The following is a 19,549-nucleotide window of genomic DNA, read 5'->3' as shown; positions in this document are numbered from 1 at the left end:
CTACTTCAGCACACTGCCGCTGTCAGGCAGAGTTTGCATGCGCAGCGAAAGAGTTTTCGCTGTTCTCGATACAGCGTCTGCCATGCGGCGTTGAGAACTCTGCCATCAGACCGGCATCGCCGGTCTCGAACTGCACCCGATTTTCACCAAGGTGGGGGGCAAGAGTGCGGCGCAGGGAATCCGCCTTGGGGTGGGAAACCACCAGCATCTTGAGCGCACAGCCCGACGGTGTAAGCGACTTGGAAGGATGCTGCCCCGTTGACCATTCGATCAGCGGCGGGAACATGTTGTCATAAGGTAGCACGCCGTCGACCGGCACCGCCATGCGCCAGCACAACTCGCCGCGTGACAGTTCCATCGGCTTTCCAGCCGCCTCGGGCATCTGCGACAGGATCGCATCCAGATCCTCGGTGGCGCAGATCCAGTTGGTCAGCCGCGCCGGACCGCAGAATCTGTCAAGATCGAACCAGCGCGGCCGATCCGGTCTTGGCGCTTCGGGGTCGATGGCGATGGCTTCGAGATAAAGCCCGTCTTCGAGCCCGAGAAGGTTGTTATGGGTACCGAATACCGGATGCTGTCCGCCCGGCTGCATTTTAACGCCCAGAGCCTCTTCGACCAGATCGGTGGCACAACCGATCATTTCCCCGGAAACTGCGAGATGATCTAATTTCATTACAAAATTTACCTCGTATAAAAGATATAGGTCAGGATAGCTGAACAATCAGAGGATGAAAACATCCCGGCTTATAGCCAGACGATCAATGTCCAGATGCCGACAAGAACTGTCGTATAAAAAGTCGCTGCGAAACCGAATGCACGTAAAGCAGGCGCACGTCGGTAACCGATCCAGAACAATACTCTGGCGGCGGCAAAGGCTGTCCCCATCCAGATAACAACTGTTCCGCCAAGCGTCAGCGCCACAAACGGCCATATCAGCATGGCGAGCACCGCCTGTTCGACCGTATTGTTCAAAACCTGCTGATCGACCCAGCCCGGAGAGCCGGTCTCGAACGCCTGCCCGTCGATATGCGAGTCGTCAAAGAATCGCCTGCGCGCAAGGCTCCCGATCATTGCGATCATGACCAGACCGGGTCCGATAAGCGCACCCGGAATGGCCAGCGGCGGCGGCAGGAAAGCGCCGCCACCGTTCAAACCGGCAAATATGACGGCAACGGCCCAGACCAGACCGCCCGCCATTCCGGCGAGTATGGTGCGCCTCTCAGCCACGGGCCTTGCGGATCAGGGCAAGGATATCCTCGGCCGCCTTGGGGATATTGGTCCCCGGCCCGAAAATCGCCTTGACCCCTGCCTTGTAGAGGAAATCGTAATCCTGCTGCGGAATGACCCCGCCGCAGATGACCAGAATGTCCTCGGCATCCGCCTCCTTGAGCGCCTTGACCAGCTGCGGCGCAAGCGTCTTGTGCCCGGCCGCCTGGCTGGAGATACCGATCACGTGCACGTCGTTGTCGACCGCATCCTGCGCGGCCTCTTCGGGGGTCTGGAACAATGGCCCGACGTCCACGTCGAACCCGATATCGGCAAATGCGGTAGCAATCACCTTGGCCCCCCGGTCGTGCCCGTCCTGCCCCATCTTGACCACCAGCATGCGGGGGCGACGGCCTTCTTCCTCGGCAAAGGCTTCGACCGATTTCTGGATCGTGGCGAACCCCTCGTCGCCCTCATAGGCCTTGCCATAGACCCCGGCGAGCGTTTTGACCTCGGCGCGGTGACGACCGAACACCTTTTCCATAGCCATGCTGATCTCTCCTACGCTGGCCCGTGCGCGCGCGGCTTCGACCGCGCCTTCAAGCAGGTTGCCCCCCTCTGCCGCGCGGCGGGACAATTCCTCGAGCGCCGCGGTGCAGGCGGCCTCGTCCCGGGTGCTGCGGATCTTTTCCAGCCGCGCGATCTGGCTGGCGCGCACCTTGTCATTGTCGATTTCAAGGATATCGATCGGGTCTTCCTTGTCCTTGCGGTACTTGTTGACACCGACGATGACCTCGTCGCCCCGGTCGATCTGGGCCTGCCGCATGGCGGCTGTTTCCTCAATCCGCAGCTTGGGCATGCCGCTGGCCACCGCCTTTGTCATCCCGCCCATCTCCTCGACCTCTTCGATCAGCTCCCACGCCTTATCGGCCAGATCGGCAGTTAGTTTTTCGACGTAATAGGACCCGGCAAGCGGATCGACCACGTTGGTGACGCCGGTTTCCTCCTGCAGGATCAGCTGCGTGTTCCGCGCGATCCGCGCCGAGAAATCAGTCGGCAGGGCAATCGCCTCGTCCAACGCGTTCGTGTGCAACGACTGGGTGCCGCCGAGCACCGCGCTCATCGCCTCATAGGCGGTGCGGATCACGTTGTTATAGGGGTCCTGTTCCTGCAGGGACACGCCCGAGGTCTGGCAATGGGTCCGCAGCATCGAGGATTTCGGGTTCTTCGGTTCGAACTCCTCCATGATCCGGCTCCAGAGCAGGCGCGCCGCCCGCAGCTTGGCCGCTTCCATGAAAAAGTTCATGCCGATGGCAAAAAAGAAGGACAGACGCCCGGCAAACTTGTCCACATCCATGCCGCGCGCGATGGCAGCGCGCACGTATTCGCGCCCGTCTGCCAGCGTATAGGCAAGCTCTTGCACAAGGTTCGCACCGGCTTCCTGCATGTGGTAGCCGGAGATCGAGATCGAGTTGAACCGGGGCATCTCGCCCGAAGTATATTCGATGATATCCGCGATGATCCGCATCGAGGGCTCGGGCGGATATATATAGGTGTTTCGGACCATGAACTCCTTCAGGATGTCGTTCTGGATCGTACCCGACAGCACCGATTTGTCATGTCCCTGCTCTTCACCCGTCACGATGAAATTCGCTAGGATCGGGATCACCGCGCCGTTCATCGTCATCGAGACCGAAACCTTGTCGAGCGGGATGCCGTCGAACAGGATTTTCATGTCCTCGACAGAGTCGATTGCCACACCGGCCTTGCCAACATCGCCCTGAACGCGCGGGTGATCGCTGTCATAGCCCCGGTGCGTGGCAAGGTCGAAAGCCACCGAAACGCCCTGCTGCCCAGCGGCAAGGTTGCGACGATAAAAGGCGTTCGATTCCTCGGCAGTGGAAAAGCCCGCATACTGGCGGATCGTCCAGGGACGCCCCGCGTACATGGTCGCCTTGACGCCACGGGTATAGGGTGCCTCGCCCGGCATGGAGCCGAGATGACCGACATCCGAAAGGTCCTCCTGCGAATAGACCGGAGAGACATCGATGCCTTCCAGCGTCTTCCATGTCAGGTCTTCCAGCGGCCTGTCGCGCAGCTCGGATTCGGCGCGCTTCTGCCATTCGGCTTTTTTTGTCATAACAGCATCCTCGTGTTCATTCCCATCCGCGTGACGCCCCCAACCTTCAGGTCAGGCCGCCGCGCCCGCATTCACCCGCCCCATTGTCCGGGGCATCCGTTCAACCGGCGTGACAATCCTGTTAACCCGCCCGGTTTTATCGCTTTCCTGCTTCGCATTCGCGGTTCGGCTACCTATATTCAAAACAACAGGAGACCCAATGCCGCGCATCTCAGCCCTCGTTCTATCGCTCCTCGTTCCTCTGGGCGCGAGCGCACAGGAAACCGGAAAAGAGGCCTTGAACGCCTCTGAAACCTCGATCATCCAACCGGCCGGTGAAAGCGAGCTCAGCGAGTTCCACTGGATCGCGCGTCCGGTCGTTGTCTTCGCCGATTCCCCGCAGGACCCCCGGTTCATCGAACAGATCGAATATCTCACGGCAGAGGCCGAGATGCTGCGTGTGCGCGACGTGATCGTCCTGACAGATACCGACCCGGAGGCGCGCTCGCCGATCCGAATGCAGCTGCGCCCGAGAGGTTTCATGCTGGTGCTGGTCGACAAGGACGGCAATGTCGAATTGCGTAAACCGATGCCATGGACCGTGCGTGAACTCACGCGATCCATCGACAAGATGCCGAACCGGCAGCGCGAAATAGACGAACGGCGCCAAAGCAACTGACCTGACCTTGCGTCACGTTCACCCGTCGAAGCGTGACTTGCAGCGCCACGCTGATTATCCTCGCATTTCCAATTATTTGCGACATGCCGCTCGCGCGGGCGCGACCCGCAACGCTCCAAAGGACTGAAATGCGACTTCTCAACCTGAACGGCGATCTTAGCTATTTCTGGGAAATACTGGGCTACGCCGAAAATGAAACGTCCATGTTTTTTAAAAGTGGATCCATCACATTTTTCGAAAGCAGCGTAGGTTCGGGCAAGTCTTATGCATTGGGCATGACAGGTAATTTCGATGTCGAGACACTGACCGGCACGATCAGCAGCTCTGCATTCGAACTCATCGACTACGGCTCCGTCCTGACGCCGCCATTGATTGCCAGATTCTACGGATTGGACGTTGGGATTGGCAGCGTATTCGCCAAAAGCGCCATCTACGGCTACACCTTCGATCTCGGCAGCCTGACAGACGCCATCACAGCGGCAGGTGAATACATGGTCACCGGCTCGGACAATGACGACAGGCTGGCGCCCGACTCCTTGTTCGAATTCGCCAGCGACGATCAGATGTTCGGCGGCAAGGGCAATGACAGGTTTTTCGGCGGTGCCGGCAACGATCTCATGGATGGCGGAGAAGGCAACGATGTGTTCCACGGCAACATCGGCGACGACCGTTTGCTGGGACAGCAAGGTAAGGACAAGCTGATCGGGGACGAGGGCGATGATGTGCTTCTCGGCGGACGTGGCGGCGACACCCTCTTGGGCGGCACCGGGCGCGACAAGCTCAAGGGCGGCGGCGGCGGAGACCGGCTGGAAGGCGGCGGCGGCAAAGACACCCTGACGGGCGGCGGCGGTCGCGACATCTTCGTGTTTTCCGACCGTGGCCGGGATGTGGTCAGGGATTTCGCCGACGGCCGCGACGAGATTTCCGTCAACGCCTACATGAAAGACCTTGAGATCACCGATACCAAGCGCGGCGCGCTGGTGGTTCATGGCGATGCCGAAATGCTGTTGCTTGGCGTATCTGCCGACAGCCTCGGGGCGGACGACTTTCAGTTCATCTGATCCGCGCAGACGATACTGTCCGGTGCTGCAAGGCACCGGACAATTGATCGACATATGAGGCGCGCGGCGCTGCATCGCCTTATTCGAACTCCATGATCACATCGTCGACGGCAAGGCTGTCGCCCGGTCCGGCGTTGACCTTGGCCACCACGCCCTTTCGTTCGGCGCGCAGGATGTTTTCCATCTTCATCGCCTCGACCGTGCAGAGCGGTTGGCCTTCCTGCACCTCGTCCCCCTCGGCCACGTTGATTTTTACGATCAGACCGGGCATCGGGCAAAGCAGCATTTTCGAGGTATCGGGCGGCAGCTTCTCGGGCATCAGGTCGGCCAGTTCCGCCTGACGCGGGCTGCGCACATGCACCTTGAGATCCGCCCCACGGCTGCGCAGGCGGAAGCCGCCGGAAATCTTGCCCACCTTGAGCACGAGCCGTTCGGCATCGACCATCAGTTCCGCAAGCTGCTTACCGGGTGTCCAGTCGCTGGTGACGCGGTGGCTGGAGCCATCCTCGAAGACGACCGTCGCTCCTTCGGGATCGGCTTGCACCTTGACCTCATAGCGAAGCCCCTGAAGGTTGACGACCCAGTCTTCGCCGACCACCCGTTCATGGTTGTCGATCCGCCCCGAGATCCGGGTCCGACGGATTTCAGCCACGCGGTGCATGGCGGCGGCGCTGGCCGCGATCCGTCGCAGCACGTCCTCGGAGAGTTCGACACCTTCGAAACCTTCCGGCCATTCTTCGGCGATAAAGGCGGTGGTCGCCTCGCCCGCGACGAATTTCGGATGATCCATCACAGCGGACAGGAACGGTAGGTTATGCCCGATCCCCTCCAGCTCGAAACTGTCGAGCGCAACGCGCATCGCCTCGATGGCTTCGGCCCGGGTCGGCGCCCATGTGCAGAGCTTGGCGATCATCGGGTCGTAATACATCGAGATCTCGCCGCCCTCGTAGACGCCGGTATCGTTGCGCACGGCGATGGGGCCGCTGGGGGCCTCTCCCTGCCACTTGTCATTATCCAGCAGCGGACCCGCAGCGACCTCGGCGGGCGGACGATAGCGGGTCAGACGCCCGATGGAGGGCAGGAAGTTGCGATAGGGATCTTCGGCATAAAGCCGGTTTTCAATCGCCCAGCCGTTCAGCTTGATATCGTCTTGGGTGATCGTCAGTTCTTCGCCATTGGCGACGCGGATCATCTGCTCGACAAGATCAATGCCGGTGATCAATTCAGTCACCGGGTGTTCCACCTGAAGACGGGTGTTCATCTCGAGGAAGTAGAAATTCTTGTCGCCATCGACGATGAATTCAACGGTGCCCGCACTCGTGTAGCCAACCGCTTGCGCCAGCGCGACCGCCTGTTCGCCCATCGCTTTCCGGGTCGCTTCGTCAAGGAAGGGCGACGGCGCTTCCTCGACCACTTTCTGGTTCCGGCGCTGGATCGAACATTCCCTCTCGCCAAGGTAGAGGCCATTGCCATGCGCATCGCACAGAACCTGAATCTCGATGTGGCGCGGCTGGGTGACGAATTTCTCGATAAATATCCGGTCATCGCCAAAAGAGTTCGCGGCTTCGTTCTTGGACGACTGGAAGCCTTCGCGTGCCTCGTCATCGTCCCAGGCGATACGCATGCCCTTGCCACCGCCACCGGCGCTGGCCTTGATCATCACCGGATATCCGATCTCGGCCGAGATTTTCACCGCTTCGTCAGCGTCCTCGATAAGGCCCATATAGCCCGGCACCGTGCTGACGCCGGCCTCTTTGGCGATCTTCTTCGAGGTGATCTTGTCGCCCATCTTTTCGATGGCGCCAACGGGCGGGCCGACAAAAGCCACGCCCTCGGCGGCCAGAGCCTCGGCGAATTTGGGGTTTTCCGACAGGAAACCATACCCCGGATGGACCGCTTCGGCCCCGCTGGAGCGGATCGCCTCCATCACCTTGTCGATGACGATATAGGACTGGTTGGCGGGCGGCGGACCGATGTGAACCGCCTCATCCGCCATTTCCACATGCAAGGCCTGCCGGTCAGCGTCGGAATAGATCGCGACCGTGCCGATCCCCATCTTGCGCGCGGTCTTGATCACGCGGCAGGCGATTTCGCCCCGGTTGGCAATCAGGATTTTCTTGAACATGGAGTGCCCTTCGTCTGGAAGCGTTGGAAATGCAAAACGCCGCGACGCGGATCTCTCCACGTCACGGCGTTCGGATAGGTGCGGACTGACAGGCGGTCGCGGGATCCGCGACGCCCCGTCAGATCAGGTTCAGCATTTGCCGGGGTTTTCCTGGCAGTAAATGAGGTTACCGGCTGCGCCGACGGCAGCGCCGGTGACAAGGTTGGTGTCAAGGACGGCTGCTGCGCCTGCCCCTGCCGCGCCACCATAAAGTGCGCGTTCGCCGGTTGTGTCGCCACAGGCCGCCAGCCCGCCGACGAGCCCAAGAACCGTTGCCGATTTAACGATGAAAGATGCACGTAGCATGGGGAAATTCCTTCGATTTTTTTATTGCTCGATGGAAAAACAAATGAACGGCTTCTTTGGTTCCACAAGGATAAACCGCGCCCGCGCCGGGTTTCAGCGACTTCCCGCCTGCGGTATGCCGGACCGGCGCCAATGGCCCAAAGAAAGACAGACAGGCCATCGCGGGGTGCGGTGACCTGCCTGCCTAAGGAAGGGGTACAGAATAGTTGGGACGCGACACGGAAAGATCCGAAATAGATTGTCGCGAGGTCAATTTTTAATGAAAAGTTAACCCCTGCCAAGCGGTTACTACAACTTTTACGGGTATCAGCCATTTCGCGCCGAAAAGCTGCGCTGACGTGCAGATTCCCGCCGATCCGAGATGTCAGGTTCATCTAAACACCTCGGGGAAGGACAGGCGGGCCACGGCCACGTCGATCTTCAGAAGCGATTCATAGCTGGCAGGATCGAATGGCTCCTCGGCCGGAATCACTTCACGTCCGAATAGCCAGCTCAGCCTCCCCGCGTCGAGGTTTCCGCGCTTGAACGGTTCTTCGCCGAAATGTTCCCAGAGCGCGGTCATGAACCCCGCATCAGCCCGCCGGTCAGGCGGGCGGCGGTCGGCAAAACGCTCGCGCCGGGTCAGAGGTGTGATCCCCTTTGGATTGGGACGGCGAATGACGAACTGGTAATCCGTGCCAGGCAGCCGCCCGGGAAATCCGCGATGTTTCAGCATTGTCCTGCCGCCTTCTTTTCTTCGTCGTGTTCGTATGGGGGACGTCGCATCAAAATGGCTCCCAGATGCAGCCACCATCATCCGGACGGTAGGATTCAAAGAACTGGGTGGCCTCGGGATCGGCATAGCCGAAAGGCACCTCGCGATCCGCCATCGATATCACGACGCTGGCGACGTCCAGTTCATATTTTTCCAGATAAGGCAGCACAAGCTGGACGCAGAGATCGGCCATGTCATTCGATGCGGTTTCGAAATCAACTGTACCACCGTCGCGCGCAATGGCCGGGGCAAGGAATCGAAACCGGGCAAGCGACCCGTCAACGGAGTCATCGATCAGGACCTCGTTAAGGGTGACGCTCTGGCCGGAGGGAACCTTGACGGGCTGATCGGCCCGGAGCGTTTCCGGGACTGAAACAAGCATTAGCAGGGCAAGCGCCGGTCCAATTAGACCGCGGCCCCAACCTTGCCCTTTCGGGCAAGCTCCTCCTGTCGGGGCCGCAGGCGCTACGTTCGTCACGCGCGCAAACTTTGTTCCGTATTTCGCGATCATGGCGCAACTTCGTGCCGAGTGTCAAACACTGTGGTGATTTTATGTCCTGCAATCTTGAAATTTCCGGACGGGCGTGATTGGCTCGCGCGCCGCAGACGGCCAATGACAGCTGTCCAGACCCGCTGGCTCGCAGGTTTTGAGGCGCGACGTTTACCGCCTCCACCCCCACCTATAGTGGCTGGGCAAAGCCGAGCCGGCACATGTTGGGGTTTTACGATAAGAAACAGGGGAGATTCACCTTTTAGGTGAATTATTCGGCAATCTGCGCATCCATAGATTGATTCCGCTCTCACCAGTCGCTTCAAGAGAGCGTTTTCCGCATATCGAAGCGCGCTTGCAGGACCCTCAACTTTGCCCCGCTGATTCTTTCCGCCGTGCGAGAATTGTTTCTGCAAGGCAGGGGCGTGGTTCAGCTGTTGCGCAGCGCCTTTATGAGTTCCGTCTTGCTCATGTCCGAGCGGCCCTCGATCTCCAGCTCCTGCGCACGGCTGTAGAGTTCCTCGACGGTCCAGTCCTCGTAAGGCGGATGGCTTCCGCCCTTTTCCGAAGGGTGCATATCCGGATTGGCTTTCGCGTTGGCGATACGCGCGGCCTTTTCCTTGGAGGCGCCCTGATCGCGCAGTGCTTCGTAGGTATCCTGATCCTTGACCGACGGTCCCGGTGTCTTTCCCATGGCTGGCTCCTTTAAAAACGAAACCGCTACCGGCGGAAAGGGTTCCGCCGGTCGGGCCGATTGACGTCTGTGCGGTCTGCATCCGGATCATGATCTGTCGGGCCGTGGTGATGCCTTCAGGCGTGGGAGCCTCCGGCGGGAGTATTTCGCGCAAAAGGAAACTAGAGCACTCAGAGCGGGATGTTATCGTGTTTTTTCCACGGGTTGCTAAGGTGCTTGTTGCGCAGGGAGGCAAAGGCCCGGGCGACGCGGCGGCGTGTCGAATGTGGCATGATGACCTCGTCGATGAAGCCCCGCTCGGCGGCGACAAAGGGATTGGCGAAACGGTCTTCGTAATCCTTGGTATGGGCGGCGATCTTTTCCTCGTTGCCGAGGTCCGCGCGATGGATGATCTCGGTCGCGCCCTTGGCGCCCATCACCGCAATTTCCGCCGTCGGCCACGCATAGTTGAAATCGCCGCGTATGTGTTTCGAACTCATCACGTCATAGGCGCCGCCATAGGCCTTGCGGGTAATGACGGTGACTTTCGGTACCGTCGCCTCGCCATAGGCAAAGAGCAGTTTTGCGCCGTGCTTGATGACGCCGCCGTATTCCTGGCTGGTGCCGGGAAGGAAACCGGGCACATCGACGAAGGTGAGGATCGGGATTTCGAAACAGTCGCAGAAGCGCACGAAACGCGCGGCCTTGCGGGAGCTGTCGATGTCGAGGCAGCCCGCAAGCACCATCGGCTGGTTGGCGACGACGCCGACAGTCTGACCCTCGAGCCGGATGAAGCCGGTGATGATGTTCTTGGCGAAATCCTCCTGAATCTCGAAGAAGTCACCTTCATCCGCGGTCTTCTCGATCAGCTCTTTCATGTCATAGGGCGTGTTCGCGTTTTCCGGGATCAGCGTGTCGAGGCTTTTCTCGCCGCGGCCCGGTTCATCGAAGAAAGGGCGAACGGGAGGTTTTTCGCGGTTGTTGAGTGGCAGGAAATCGACGAGACGGCGCACTTCGGCGAGAGCTTCGACGTCATTCTCGAAGGCTCCGTCCGCGACCGAGGATTTCTTAGTATGGGTCGAGGCACCGCCAAGTTCCTCGGCTGTCACCACTTCGTTCGTCACCGTCTTGACCACGTCGGGGCCCGTAACGAACATGTAAGAGCTGTCCTTTACCATAAAGATAAAGTCGGTCATCGCCGGGGAATAGACTGCGCCGCCGGCGCAGGGCCCCATGATCACCGAGATCTGCGGCACCACGCCGCTGGCCATGATATTGCGCTGGAACACTTCGGCGTATCCCGCAAGCGAGGCGACACCTTCCTGAATGCGGGCACCGCCGGAATCGTTGATGCCGATCACCGGCGCGCCGTTCTGAACTGCCATGTCCATGATCTTGCAGATCTTCTGCGCATGGGTTTCAGAGAGAGAGCCCCCGAAGACCGTGAAATCCTGCGAGAACACATAGACCATCCGGCCGTTTATCGTGCCCCATCCGGTAACGACGCCGTCGCCATACGGGCGCTGCTTCTCCATCCCGAAATCGGTGCAGCGGTGGGCGACGAACGTGTCGAATTCCTCGAAACTGCCTTCGTCCAGCAGCAGTTCTATGCGCTCGCGGGCGGTAAGCTTGCCGCGTTTGTGCTGGGCTTCGATCCGGTGCTCGCCGCCACCCAGACGGGCCATGTCGCGGCGGCTTTCCAGTTCCGACAGGATATCCTTCATGATTCAGCTTCCCTCGCAAATTTGGGCCACCATAACGTCATTCGGAAAATCACACAGGAAAATCTCGCAAATTTGCAAACCACTCTCTTTGCCGTATGAATATATTGCAAATCAGCAAATTGCCCTTGTTTTGACGATTTTAAGTGTAAATGAGTTAAGCTGCGCGGGGAGAGAGCGCACAACAGGCATTCACAGGTTTGTTTCATGACGACGGATATTCTCGAAGGGCTGCAATATGAAGGGCTGCGCGCCCTGAACCCGGTCAATGTGACCGGGGCCGCGCGCTATAGCATCACCTACCAGTTCGCGACGACCTACCAGCCCGACGATCTTGCCTTTTCAGGAACCTACACGGGATGGACCGCGCTGAACGCGGCGGAGAAGGCGAACATCCGCACACAGCTGGACCATATCGAAACCTTCCTGAACGTTTCTTTTGTCGAGACCTTTGGCTCGACCGACCCGGTTCTGAACCTTGGCAAGATCTCGATGGCCGGCGAATACGCAGGAACCACCGGGCTTGGCGGCAGCTGGTATCGCTATAGCGGCAATACCATCACGAAGTGGGACGGCAGCGCGGTTTTCAAGAACGACATCGACATGTCACAGGCCAGCGAGGATGACCTCATCCTGCATGAGATCGGTCATGCCATGGGTCTGAAGCACCCCCATGCGGACCCGACGCTGGACGAGGCATTCGACAGCAACAAGTATTCGGTCATGTCCTATGAATCCAACCCGGACAACGGCGAGGATTCCGATGCGATGATGCTGTTCGATGTCTATGCCTTGCAGGACATCTGGGGAGCGGCGGATTACAACACCGGCGACGACACCTATACCGGAAAGCGTACCGATACGGTCGACACGATCTGGGATACGGGCGGCATCGACAGCCTTGATGCAGGTGCAAATGGCAACGCAGTGGTCATTGACCTGAACCAGGGCGCGTTTTCGCAATTCGGCGCCTATGACGACGTGGTGATCGCCTATGGCGTCGATATCGAGAATGCCGTCGGCAGCGCCTTTGACGACGACATCACCGGCAACGCACTGGGCAACCGGCTGGAAGGCGGCACAGGGGATGACCGCATGATCGGCGCCAACGGCGATGACACCCTGCTTGGCGGCAGTGGGCGGGACAAGCTGTCAGGCGGCAAGGGCCGCGATTCGCTGTTCGGCGAGGCCGCTCGGGACAAGCTCAAGGGTGGCGGCGGGCGCGATACGCTGGACGGTGGCGCACGCAAGGACAAGATCGACGGCGGGCGCGGCGACGATACGCTCACCGGGGGAGCGGGCCGCGACAAGTTCCTGTTCAAGAAGAAATTCGGCGATGACACGATCACCGATTTCAAGGACGACAAAGATATCCTCAAGTTCCGCTCATATACTGACGCCAATAAAATAATCGAGGCAGGGCAGGATATCGGCGATGACGTGGTTTTCGATTTCGGCGATGGCAACACCCTGACCGTCCTGAACATGTCGCTTGCACAACTGGGAGATGATATTCTGGTGTGACCACCCGACGTCCGCCGAAGGGCGCGGCCAATTAAATGAAGATGCCGGTCGCGTCCTCAATGGACATTTCACACTTGAAGTACTAACTCCGTGCAGATGGCAAGACACCCCGTTTCCCGTTACCTTGATCGCAAGACAGTTCCGCATGTCTCGACCCTGATCCTTGTGACGGGCTTGGCGGCGCTGGCGATGAACGTGTTTCTGCCAAGCTTGCCGGGCATGACGGAGTACTTTCATACCGAATACCGGGTTATGCAACTTTCAGTTGCGCTCTACCTTGGGTTCAACGCGATCCTGCAAGTATTGATCGGCCCGATTTCGGACAAGTTCGGGCGACGTCCGTTGATCGTGTGGGGGATTGCTCTGTTTCTGCTGGCAACGCTGGGCTGCATCTATTCGCCCACTGCCGAAATCTTCCTGTTCTTTCGCATGTGCCAGTCGGTGGTTGCAGTTGCCATGGTGCTAAGCCGCGCGGCGGTGCGCGACATGTTCGACACCGACCGGGCCGCAAGCATGATCGGTTACGTGACGATGGGCATGGCGGTCGTACCAATGATCGGCCCGGCCTTTGGTGGCGTACTGGATGAGATATTCGGCTGGAAATCGACCTTCTGGGCGTTGTTCCTGATCGGAATCCTGACGCTTGTCGTGACCTATTACGACTTTGGCGAAACCGCGATGAAAAGCGGCAAGACCCTTGGCCAGCAGTTTCGCGAATACCCGGAACTGCTCACCTCACCGCGCTTCTGGGGCTATTCTCTGGCGGCGGCCTTCACCTCGGGCAGCTTCTTTGCCTATCTCGGCGGCGCGCCCTATGTCGGCAGCGAGGTCTTTCACCTGACGCCGTCCGAACTGGGTGTCTACTTCGGTGCGCCGGCGGTCGGGTACTTCATCGGTAACTTCATCACCGCGCGCTGCGCCGTGCGCTTTGGGATCAACAAGCTTGTCCTCTGGGGCGGCATAATGATCTTTGCCGGGATCACGACCTCGACGGTGATTACAATGCTGGGTCATGCGAACGCCTATACCTTCTTTGGCTTCATGTGCTTTGTCGGCCTTGGCAATGGCATGACCATCCCGAACGCGACCGCAGGGTCGCTGTCGGTACGCCCTCATCTGGCCGGGACCGCCTCGGGCCTTGGCGGGGCGTTGATGCTCGGCGGCGGCGCGGCGCTCAGCGCCTTTGCTGGCATGATGCTGAAACCCGGCGTTGGTCCCCTGCCCCTGCTGTTCATGATGATGGCGACCACGGCGCTGGGCATCTGTTCGATCCTGCTGGTCATCTACCGCGAGCGCCAACTCGGCCTCAGATGACCTTGCTCCGGACGGTTTGCAAACATATCCTGCGGGAAAAGCAAACCTGCAAAGGCACTCTATGGCTCCGCACAAGCTCTACGCTGGCACGAAACTGCGCGAAATGCGCGCCCGCTTTGGGCTGACCCAACGGGAATTCGCAGCCAAGCTCGGCGTCTCCCTCCCCTATCTGAACCAGATGGAAAACAACAACCGCCCGGTGTCGACAACGGTGATCCTTGCGCTGGCGCAGGAATTCGGGCTGGACGTGACCGAGCTGTCGACCGGGGACAGCGCCAGGCTGGTGAGCGATCTTCGCGAGATTCTGGCCGATCCGGTGTTTGCCGATGTTATGCCCCCTCTGGCGGATCTGCGCTTGGCCGCGTCGAACGCGCCCGCCCTTGCCCGGGCCTTTATCGAACTGCATCGCAGCTATCGCCAGACCCATGAACGTCTCGCCTCTCTCGACGAGGCGCTGGGCCGCGGCGACAGCCGGGTTCAGGCCAGCCCGTGGGACGAGGTGCGCGACTTTTTTCATTATTGTGACAATTACATCGACGCGGTGGACCGCGCAGCGGAAAGCTTTGCCAGTCAGGCAACCGGCGGGCGCGATATCCGTGCGGTCGCGCTTGCCGCGCTTGCCAGTCAGGGCATCCGGGTCGAAATGACCGAGATGGAGCAGCTACGCCGTTACGACGCCCAGACCCGCGTTCTCCAGATTTCCTCACGCGCCGCGCCCCAGACCCAGATATTCCAACTGCTTCTGCAAACCGCCCTGCTGCAGCAGGACAAGCTGATCGAGGCGACGCTCGATTTTGCCCGCTTCCAAAGCGACGAGGCCCGCGCCATCGCCAAGATCGGTCTGGCTAATTACTTCGCGGGCGCGGCGCTGATGCCTTACAACACCTTTCTCGAAGTCGCGCAGGAAGTCCGCCACGATCTGGAATTGCTGTCGGCCCGGTTCGACGCCTCAATCGAACAGGTGGCGCATCGCCTCTCCACCATGCAGCGTCCGGGCAACAAGGGCATTCCGTTCTTTTTCGTTCGTGTGGATCAGGCTGGAACCATCACCAAGCGCCACAGCGCAACCCGGCTGCAATTCGCCCGTTTCGGCGGCGCCTGCCCGCTCTGGAACGTGCATCGCGCCTTTGAAACGCCCCGCCAGTTCCTGCGCCAGCTGGCCGAAACGCCGGACGGGGTGCGCTATATCAACCTTGCGCGGGATGTCTCGAAACCGGGCGGCTCATTCGGCGCGCCGGTGCGCCGTTTTGCCATCGCGCTGGGTTGCGAGGTGCGGCACGCGGACAAACTGGTCTATGCGGACAGTCTCGACGTGACCAAGGCCAGCGCCTTTGAGCCCATCGGGATTTCCTGCCGCATCTGCGAACGCAAGACCTGCCATCAGCGGTCCGTCCCGCCTCTCGAGCGGCAGCTTTCCATCGATACGGATCAGCGTGGCGTACTGCCCTACGAGGTGAACTAGCGTTTCGCCCGGCGCCATCCTGCCGCGCGCGCCTCGGCCTCGCTGCAGAACCAGCGTTCGCCCTTTGCCGGGGAAATCTTCGTGCGATTGTAATGCTCTTGCCCCGGCGCGTGATAAATCCGCTCGCCATTGGAGGAAATGTTACCCTTGATACGGCAATCACCCGGCGCAGGCTGCACGTTCACCTGCCGCTGCGCCGCCCGGAAATCCGAAGGCCGCTGCATGTCGGCCCCGTGCAGTCCGATGCCCTGCACTGCCGCGCGTTTCTCATCAAGATCGTAATCCATCGAGTAACGCCGATAGGCCAGTGCCACCCCGTCCGCCACAAGATCGCGCCCGACGTCGCGCCCCTCAACGCTGCAGCGCGCGACGACACGCTGATAGCGATCCACGGTCACCGCGCGGCAGGTCGCTGTCTTGCCTTGATAGCGCGCGCGGACCTCGCGCGAGGCCCAGGCCCCGCAGCGCCAGAGCTCACCCCCGCGTTCACAGGTCTGGTCCGTCTCCGGCGTGTCGATCCCGAAGAGCCGCACGCGCGTACCGCCCACATTCCAGGTATCGCCGTCGATGACCCGGACAACACCCGACGGATCGGCCAGCGCTGCCAACGGAAGCATGAGCAGAATGAAAAGCGAACAAATCCTTAACATCCTGCCGCTCTACGGCAAAAGTTAACGGACTCACAAGCCGTCCCTCATAACAGGCTTAACGCTGCGCGCTCTCCCACTGTGGGTGTATCCACGGTGCATCATTCGACGGTGCTATCGGATCGCGCTCCAGCAGGTGATCGGACATCTTCTCGCCCACCATGATCGACGGACCGTTCAGATTGCCATTGGTGATGCGCGGGAAAATACTGCTGTCCGCCACGGTCAGCCCGTCTACACCGATCACCCGGCCCTTGGGGTCGACCACCGCCTCCGGATCGTCCGCCCGCCCCATCCGGCAGGTGCCACAGGGATGATAGGCGCTCTCGGCATGTTCCGCGACAAAGGCATCGAGATCTGCATCGCTCACTTTGTCCGCCCCGGGCTGGATCTCATGCTTGACGAAAGGCGCGAAGGCGGGCTGCGAGAATATCTCTCGCGTCATGCGCAGACAGGCGCGGAAATCCACCCAGTCCTGTTCCGTCGACATGTAGTTGAACCGGATCACCGGCGCCGCCCCCGGATCGGCAGACCGCAAGGTCACCGCGCCCAGGCTGGGCGAGCGCATCGGGCCCACATGGGCCTGAAACCCGTGCCCCTCGGCCGCCGCCTTGCCATCATAGCGCACCGCGATCGGCAGGAAATGATATTGCACATCCGGATATTCGATCCCCGCCCGGCTGCGCAGGAAGGCCGCGCTCTCGAACTGGTTCGACGCGCCCAGACCCGACTTCAGGAACAGCCACTGTGCCCCGATCACGGCCTTCGACAGAAGGTTCCAGTGCTTGAACAGGGTGACCGGCTGGCTCGACGCCATCTGGAAATAGACCTCCAGATGATCCTGTAGGTTTGCACCAACACCGGGACGGTCCGCGACGACCTCGATCCCGTGCTCGCGCAGATGCGCACCGGGACCGATACCGGAGAGCATCAGCAGCTTGGGGGAATTCAGCGAGGATGCCGCCAGCACAACCTGTCGGCGCGCGCGGACCACGCGACCACCGGACAGTGCCACGCCGACCGCGCGCCCCTCTTTGATCACCACCTTCTCGACCAGCCCACGGACAAGATCACAGTTGTCCCGCTTCAGCGCCGGGCGCAGATAGGCATTGGCCGCAGACCAGCGCCGTCCCTTCCAGACGGTCTGCTCCATCGGGCCAAAGCCTTCCTGCTTCTGCCCGTTGTAATCATCGGTCAACTCGTATCCGGCCTCACGTCCCGCAGCGACAAAGGCCTCGTGCAGCGGATTGTCCCTCGGACCCCGGCTCACATGCAGCGGGCCGTCGGTGCCGCGCCAGTCCGGGTCGCCGCCATGCCCTCCGTCATGCCAGCTTTCCATGCGCTTGAAATAAGGCAGCACATCGGCAAAGCCCCAGCCATCCGCACCGCTTTCGCGCCAATGGTCGAAATCGCGGGCATGACCACGCACATAGACCATTCCGTTGATCGAAGACGACCCGCCGATCACCTTGCCGCGCGGCACCACCAGCCTGCGGTTGTTCAGGTTCGGCTCCGGCTCGGACATGTAGCCCCAGTCGTATTGCTTCATGTTCATCGGATAGCTGAGCGCCGCCGGCATCTGGATGAACGGCCCGGCATCCGTGCCGCCATGTTCGACCACGATGACAGAAGCCCCCGCTTCGCTGAGCCGATAGGCCATGGCACAACCGGCGCTGCCCGCTCCGACGATGACGAAATCCGCCTCCATCAGCCCATGACCTCAAATACCCCGGTGATTCCCTGCGGGGTCAAGGGGGCGAAGCCGCGCCGCAGGCGCCTTGCCCTTGAGGCCGGAGGGAATCGCCCTATCACAATTGAACAGGTGACCTGAGGATCGGACCGATCCCTCAGGCACCTCTCAGCAGAATCCCCCTGCTCCGCGCCAAACGGCACCGCAGGCGCAAATGCGTCGCCTCTCGCCTTTCGCAACAGGAATGCGCGGCAGCGCACCGCTTTCGCAGCGCCTCGCATCAGAATGGCGCCTCGAGATCGCCCATCCGCACGTAGACCGATTTCAACTGGCTGTAATGCTCGATGGCTGCCGCCGAATTCTCCCGCCCGACCCCGGATTGCTTTGACCCGCCAAAAGGTGCTTCGACCGGCGCATCATTATAGGTGTTGATGTAACAGGTACCCGCCTCGAAACCGGCGGCGACGCGATGGGCGCGGGCGAGATCGCGGGTGAAGACCCCGGCAGCAAGACCGAATTCTGTATCATTGGCCCGCGCCATGACTTCGGCCTCGTCCTCGAAGTCGAGAACCGCCATGACCGGACCAAAGATTTCCTCGCGCGCGATGGTCATGTCGTCGGTGACATCGGCAAAAACTGTCGGCTCCAGCCAGAATCCTTTGCGCTCCAGCCGTTTGCCGCCGGTCACCAGCCGGGCGCCTTCCTCGACACCCTTGGCGACATAGCCCTCGACGATCTCGGTCTGGCGGGCGCTGACCATTGGACCAAAGCTGGTGTTCGGGTCCATCGGATCGCCGATCACCGCCTTGCCCAGCCGCTCCGTAAGGCGGGCGAGGAACGCTTCCTTTATGCCCTTTTGAACGAACACCCGCGTGCCATTGGAACAGACCTGCCCAGAGGAATAGAAATTGCCGAGGATCGCCCCCGAGACCGCATTGTCGAGGTCCGCATCGTCAAAGATCACCATCGGGGACTTGCCCCCCAATTCCATCGTGACATGCTTCATGCCTGCCGCCGCCGAGGCATAGACCTTGCGCCCGGTCGGGACCGATCCGGTAAGCGAGACCTTGTCGACCCGGGGATCCGAAACCAGCGCGGCGCCCACGTCGCCCAGACCCTGCACCACGTTGTAAACACCGGCGGGCAGACCGGCCTCCACGAGGATCTCCGCGACTTTCAGCGCCGAGAGCGGCGTGGTTTCCGAGGGTTTGAACACCATTGAATTGCCACAGGCGAGCGCCGGGGCCCCCTTCCAGCAGGCGATCTGGGTCGGATAGTTCCACGCGCCGATCCCGACACAAACGCCAAGCGGTTCGCGCACCGTATAGACCCAGTCTTCGCCCAGCTGGATGTGCTGGCCGGCCAGCGTCGCCGCCATTCCACCGAAGTATTCCAGCGCATCCGCGCCGCTGGTCGCATCGGCCACGCTGGTTTCCTGATAGGGTTTGCCCGTGTCCCATGTTTCTAGCACGGAAAGATCGTGATTGCGCTCGCGCATGATATCGGCGGCGCGGCGCAGAATTCGGCCACGCTCCGTTCCGGTCATCTTTGCCCATTCGACCTGCGCCGTGCGGGCCGCGTCGAGCGCCTGCCCGATGATGGCTGGAGTCGCAGAATGAATTTTCGCGATCACTTCTCCTGTCGCAGGATAAATCACATCGATAGGAGCGCCCGCGTCATCCTCGACATAGGCACCGTTGATGAAATGGCTCGCTTTGGGTTGGGTCGGATAGGTCATG

The 19,549-nt window shown here is 60.6% G+C and carries 17 protein-coding genes; 5 read left to right on the top strand and 12 right to left on the bottom strand.

Features of this window, described 5'->3' with window-relative positions; genetic code table 11:
• Positions 1 to 22 precede the first annotated feature (22 nt).
• The 3 genes from MF268_RS04400 to scpA form a co-directional block, all read right to left on the bottom strand.
• A complete protein-coding gene (locus MF268_RS04400) occupies positions 23 to 673 on the bottom strand; it encodes a VOC family protein (RefSeq protein ID WP_238369697.1) in 651 nt (216 codons plus the stop codon).
• A 71-nt stretch (positions 674 to 744) separates the two neighbouring features.
• Positions 745 to 1,227, bottom strand: a complete 483-nt coding sequence (locus MF268_RS04395) for an MAPEG family protein (RefSeq protein ID WP_238369696.1) — start codon at positions 1,225 to 1,227, stop codon at positions 745 to 747.
• Positions 1,220 to 3,346, bottom strand: a complete 2,127-nt coding sequence (scpA, locus tag MF268_RS04390; protein ID WP_238369695.1) for a methylmalonyl-CoA mutase — start codon at positions 3,344 to 3,346, stop codon at positions 1,220 to 1,222. Before scpA ends, MF268_RS04395 begins: the two co-directional genes overlap by 8 nt.
• Positions 3,347 to 3,545: 199 nt before the next feature.
• Between scpA and MF268_RS04385 the strand changes: the two genes are divergently transcribed.
• On the top strand, positions 3,546 to 4,004 hold the full coding sequence (locus MF268_RS04385; RefSeq protein WP_238369694.1) for a DUF4174 domain-containing protein: 459 nt from the start codon (positions 3,546 to 3,548) through the stop codon (positions 4,002 to 4,004).
• Positions 4,005 to 4,132: 128 nt separating this feature from the next.
• On the top strand, positions 4,133 to 5,065 hold the full coding sequence (locus tag MF268_RS04380; protein ID WP_238369693.1) for a calcium-binding protein: 933 nt from the start codon (positions 4,133 to 4,135) through the stop codon (positions 5,063 to 5,065).
• Positions 5,066 to 5,144: 79 nt separating this feature from the next.
• On the opposite strand, the gene MF268_RS04375 is transcribed toward MF268_RS04380, so the two are convergent.
• From MF268_RS04375 to MF268_RS04350, 6 genes are all read right to left on the bottom strand, one after another.
• Complete coding sequence (locus tag MF268_RS04375; RefSeq protein WP_238369692.1) at positions 5,145 to 7,190, bottom strand: acetyl-CoA carboxylase biotin carboxylase subunit; 2,046 nt, start codon at positions 7,188 to 7,190, stop codon at positions 5,145 to 5,147.
• 129 nt (positions 7,191 to 7,319) lie between these two features.
• Positions 7,320 to 7,535: a hypothetical protein gene (locus MF268_RS04370; protein WP_088633875.1), complete on the bottom strand. Its 216-nt coding sequence runs from the start codon at positions 7,533 to 7,535 to the stop codon at positions 7,320 to 7,322.
• A 370-nt stretch (positions 7,536 to 7,905) separates the two neighbouring features.
• Positions 7,906 to 8,250, bottom strand: coding sequence for a hypothetical protein (locus MF268_RS04365; RefSeq protein ID WP_238369691.1), 345 nt, complete (start codon positions 8,248 to 8,250; stop codon positions 7,906 to 7,908).
• A 49-nt stretch (positions 8,251 to 8,299) separates the two neighbouring features.
• Entirely contained in the window at positions 8,300 to 8,671 is a 372-nt protein-coding gene (locus tag MF268_RS04360) for a DUF6497 family protein (RefSeq protein WP_238369690.1), read from the bottom strand.
• Between the two features lie 538 nt (positions 8,672 to 9,209).
• Complete coding sequence (locus tag MF268_RS04355) at positions 9,210 to 9,473, bottom strand: DUF7218 family protein (protein ID WP_238369689.1); 264 nt, start codon at positions 9,471 to 9,473, stop codon at positions 9,210 to 9,212.
• Between the two features lie 170 nt (positions 9,474 to 9,643).
• On the bottom strand, positions 9,644 to 11,176 hold the full coding sequence (locus MF268_RS04350; protein WP_238369688.1) for an acyl-CoA carboxylase subunit beta: 1,533 nt from the start codon (positions 11,174 to 11,176) through the stop codon (positions 9,644 to 9,646).
• 204 nt (positions 11,177 to 11,380) lie between these two features.
• Between MF268_RS04350 and MF268_RS04345 the strand changes: the two genes are divergently transcribed.
• The 3 genes from MF268_RS04345 (at position 11,381) to MF268_RS04335 (ending at position 15,473) form a co-directional block, all read left to right on the top strand.
• The gene (locus MF268_RS04345) at positions 11,381 to 12,697 is read left to right on the top strand and encodes a M10 family metallopeptidase (protein ID WP_238369687.1); all 1,317 of its coding nucleotides are present in this window, start codon (positions 11,381 to 11,383) and stop codon (positions 12,695 to 12,697) included.
• Between the two features lie 96 nt (positions 12,698 to 12,793).
• Positions 12,794 to 14,011: a multidrug effflux MFS transporter gene (locus tag MF268_RS04340; RefSeq protein WP_238370197.1), complete on the top strand. Its 1,218-nt coding sequence runs from the start codon at positions 12,794 to 12,796 to the stop codon at positions 14,009 to 14,011.
• Between the two features lie 61 nt (positions 14,012 to 14,072).
• Positions 14,073 to 15,473, top strand: coding sequence for a helix-turn-helix domain-containing protein (locus MF268_RS04335; RefSeq protein WP_238369686.1), 1,401 nt, complete (start codon positions 14,073 to 14,075; stop codon positions 15,471 to 15,473).
• Here the strand turns inward: MF268_RS04335 and MF268_RS04330 are convergent.
• The 3 genes from MF268_RS04330 to betB all read right to left on the bottom strand — a co-directional run bounded on the left by MF268_RS04330 (position 15,470) and on the right by betB (position 19,548).
• The gene (locus tag MF268_RS04330; RefSeq protein ID WP_238369685.1) at positions 15,470 to 16,123 is read right to left on the bottom strand and encodes a thermonuclease family protein; all 654 of its coding nucleotides are present in this window, start codon (positions 16,121 to 16,123) and stop codon (positions 15,470 to 15,472) included. The two genes, MF268_RS04335 and MF268_RS04330, sit on opposite strands and share 4 nt — an antisense overlap.
• 55 nt (positions 16,124 to 16,178) lie before the next feature.
• Positions 16,179 to 17,828, bottom strand: coding sequence for a choline dehydrogenase (betA, locus tag MF268_RS04325; protein ID WP_238369684.1), 1,650 nt, complete (start codon positions 17,826 to 17,828; stop codon positions 16,179 to 16,181).
• 262 nt (positions 17,829 to 18,090) lie between these two features.
• Positions 18,091 to 19,548 (bottom strand): betaine-aldehyde dehydrogenase, encoded by a 1,458-nt coding sequence (betB, locus tag MF268_RS04320; protein ID WP_238369683.1) that lies wholly within the window; start codon positions 19,546 to 19,548, stop codon positions 18,091 to 18,093.
• Position 19,549: the final 1 nt, after the last annotated feature.

The organism is Heliomarina baculiformis (genome assembly GCF_019966545.1).
Classification (GTDB): domain Bacteria; phylum Pseudomonadota; class Alphaproteobacteria; order Rhodobacterales; family Rhodobacteraceae; genus Heliomarina; species Heliomarina baculiformis.
This window is presented reverse-complemented; position numbering and strand designations above follow the sequence as displayed.

Bases quoted from the DNA above. Each gene is read 5' to 3' on its own strand.
- scpA (WP_238369695.1), bottom strand. From the start codon at position 3,346: ATGACAAAAAAAGCCGAATGGCAGAAGCGCGCCGAATCCGAGCTGCGC.
- MF268_RS04350 (WP_238369688.1), bottom strand. From the start codon at position 11,176: ATGAAGGATATCCTGTCGGAACTGGAAAGCCGCCGCGACATGGCCCGT.
- MF268_RS04340 (WP_238370197.1), top strand. From the start codon at position 12,794: ATGGCAAGACACCCCGTTTCCCGTTACCTTGATCGCAAGACAGTTCCG.
- MF268_RS04375 (WP_238369692.1), bottom strand. From the start codon at position 7,190: ATGTTCAAGAAAATCCTGATTGCCAACCGGGGCGAAATCGCCTGCCGC.
- MF268_RS04345 (WP_238369687.1), top strand. From the start codon at position 11,381: ATGACGACGGATATTCTCGAAGGGCTGCAATATGAAGGGCTGCGCGCC.
- betA (WP_238369684.1), bottom strand. From the start codon at position 17,828: ATGGAGGCGGATTTCGTCATCGTCGGAGCGGGCAGCGCCGGTTGTGCC.
- MF268_RS04385 (WP_238369694.1), top strand. From the start codon at position 3,546: ATGCCGCGCATCTCAGCCCTCGTTCTATCGCTCCTCGTTCCTCTGGGC.
- MF268_RS04355 (WP_238369689.1), bottom strand. From the start codon at position 9,473: ATGGGAAAGACACCGGGACCGTCGGTCAAGGATCAGGATACCTACGAA.
- betB (WP_238369683.1), bottom strand. From the start codon at position 19,548: ATGACCTATCCGACCCAACCCAAAGCGAGCCATTTCATCAACGGTGCC.
- MF268_RS04335 (WP_238369686.1), top strand. From the start codon at position 14,073: ATGGCTCCGCACAAGCTCTACGCTGGCACGAAACTGCGCGAAATGCGC.
- MF268_RS04400 (WP_238369697.1), bottom strand. From the start codon at position 673: ATGAAATTAGATCATCTCGCAGTTTCCGGGGAAATGATCGGTTGTGCC.
- MF268_RS04380 (WP_238369693.1), top strand. From the start codon at position 4,133: ATGCGACTTCTCAACCTGAACGGCGATCTTAGCTATTTCTGGGAAATA.
- MF268_RS04365 (WP_238369691.1), bottom strand. From the start codon at position 8,250: ATGCTGAAACATCGCGGATTTCCCGGGCGGCTGCCTGGCACGGATTAC.
- MF268_RS04360 (WP_238369690.1), bottom strand. From the start codon at position 8,671: ATGCTTGTTTCAGTCCCGGAAACGCTCCGGGCCGATCAGCCCGTCAAG.
- MF268_RS04330 (WP_238369685.1), bottom strand. From the start codon at position 16,123: ATGTTAAGGATTTGTTCGCTTTTCATTCTGCTCATGCTTCCGTTGGCA.
- MF268_RS04370 (WP_088633875.1), bottom strand. From the start codon at position 7,535: ATGCTACGTGCATCTTTCATCGTTAAATCGGCAACGGTTCTTGGGCTC.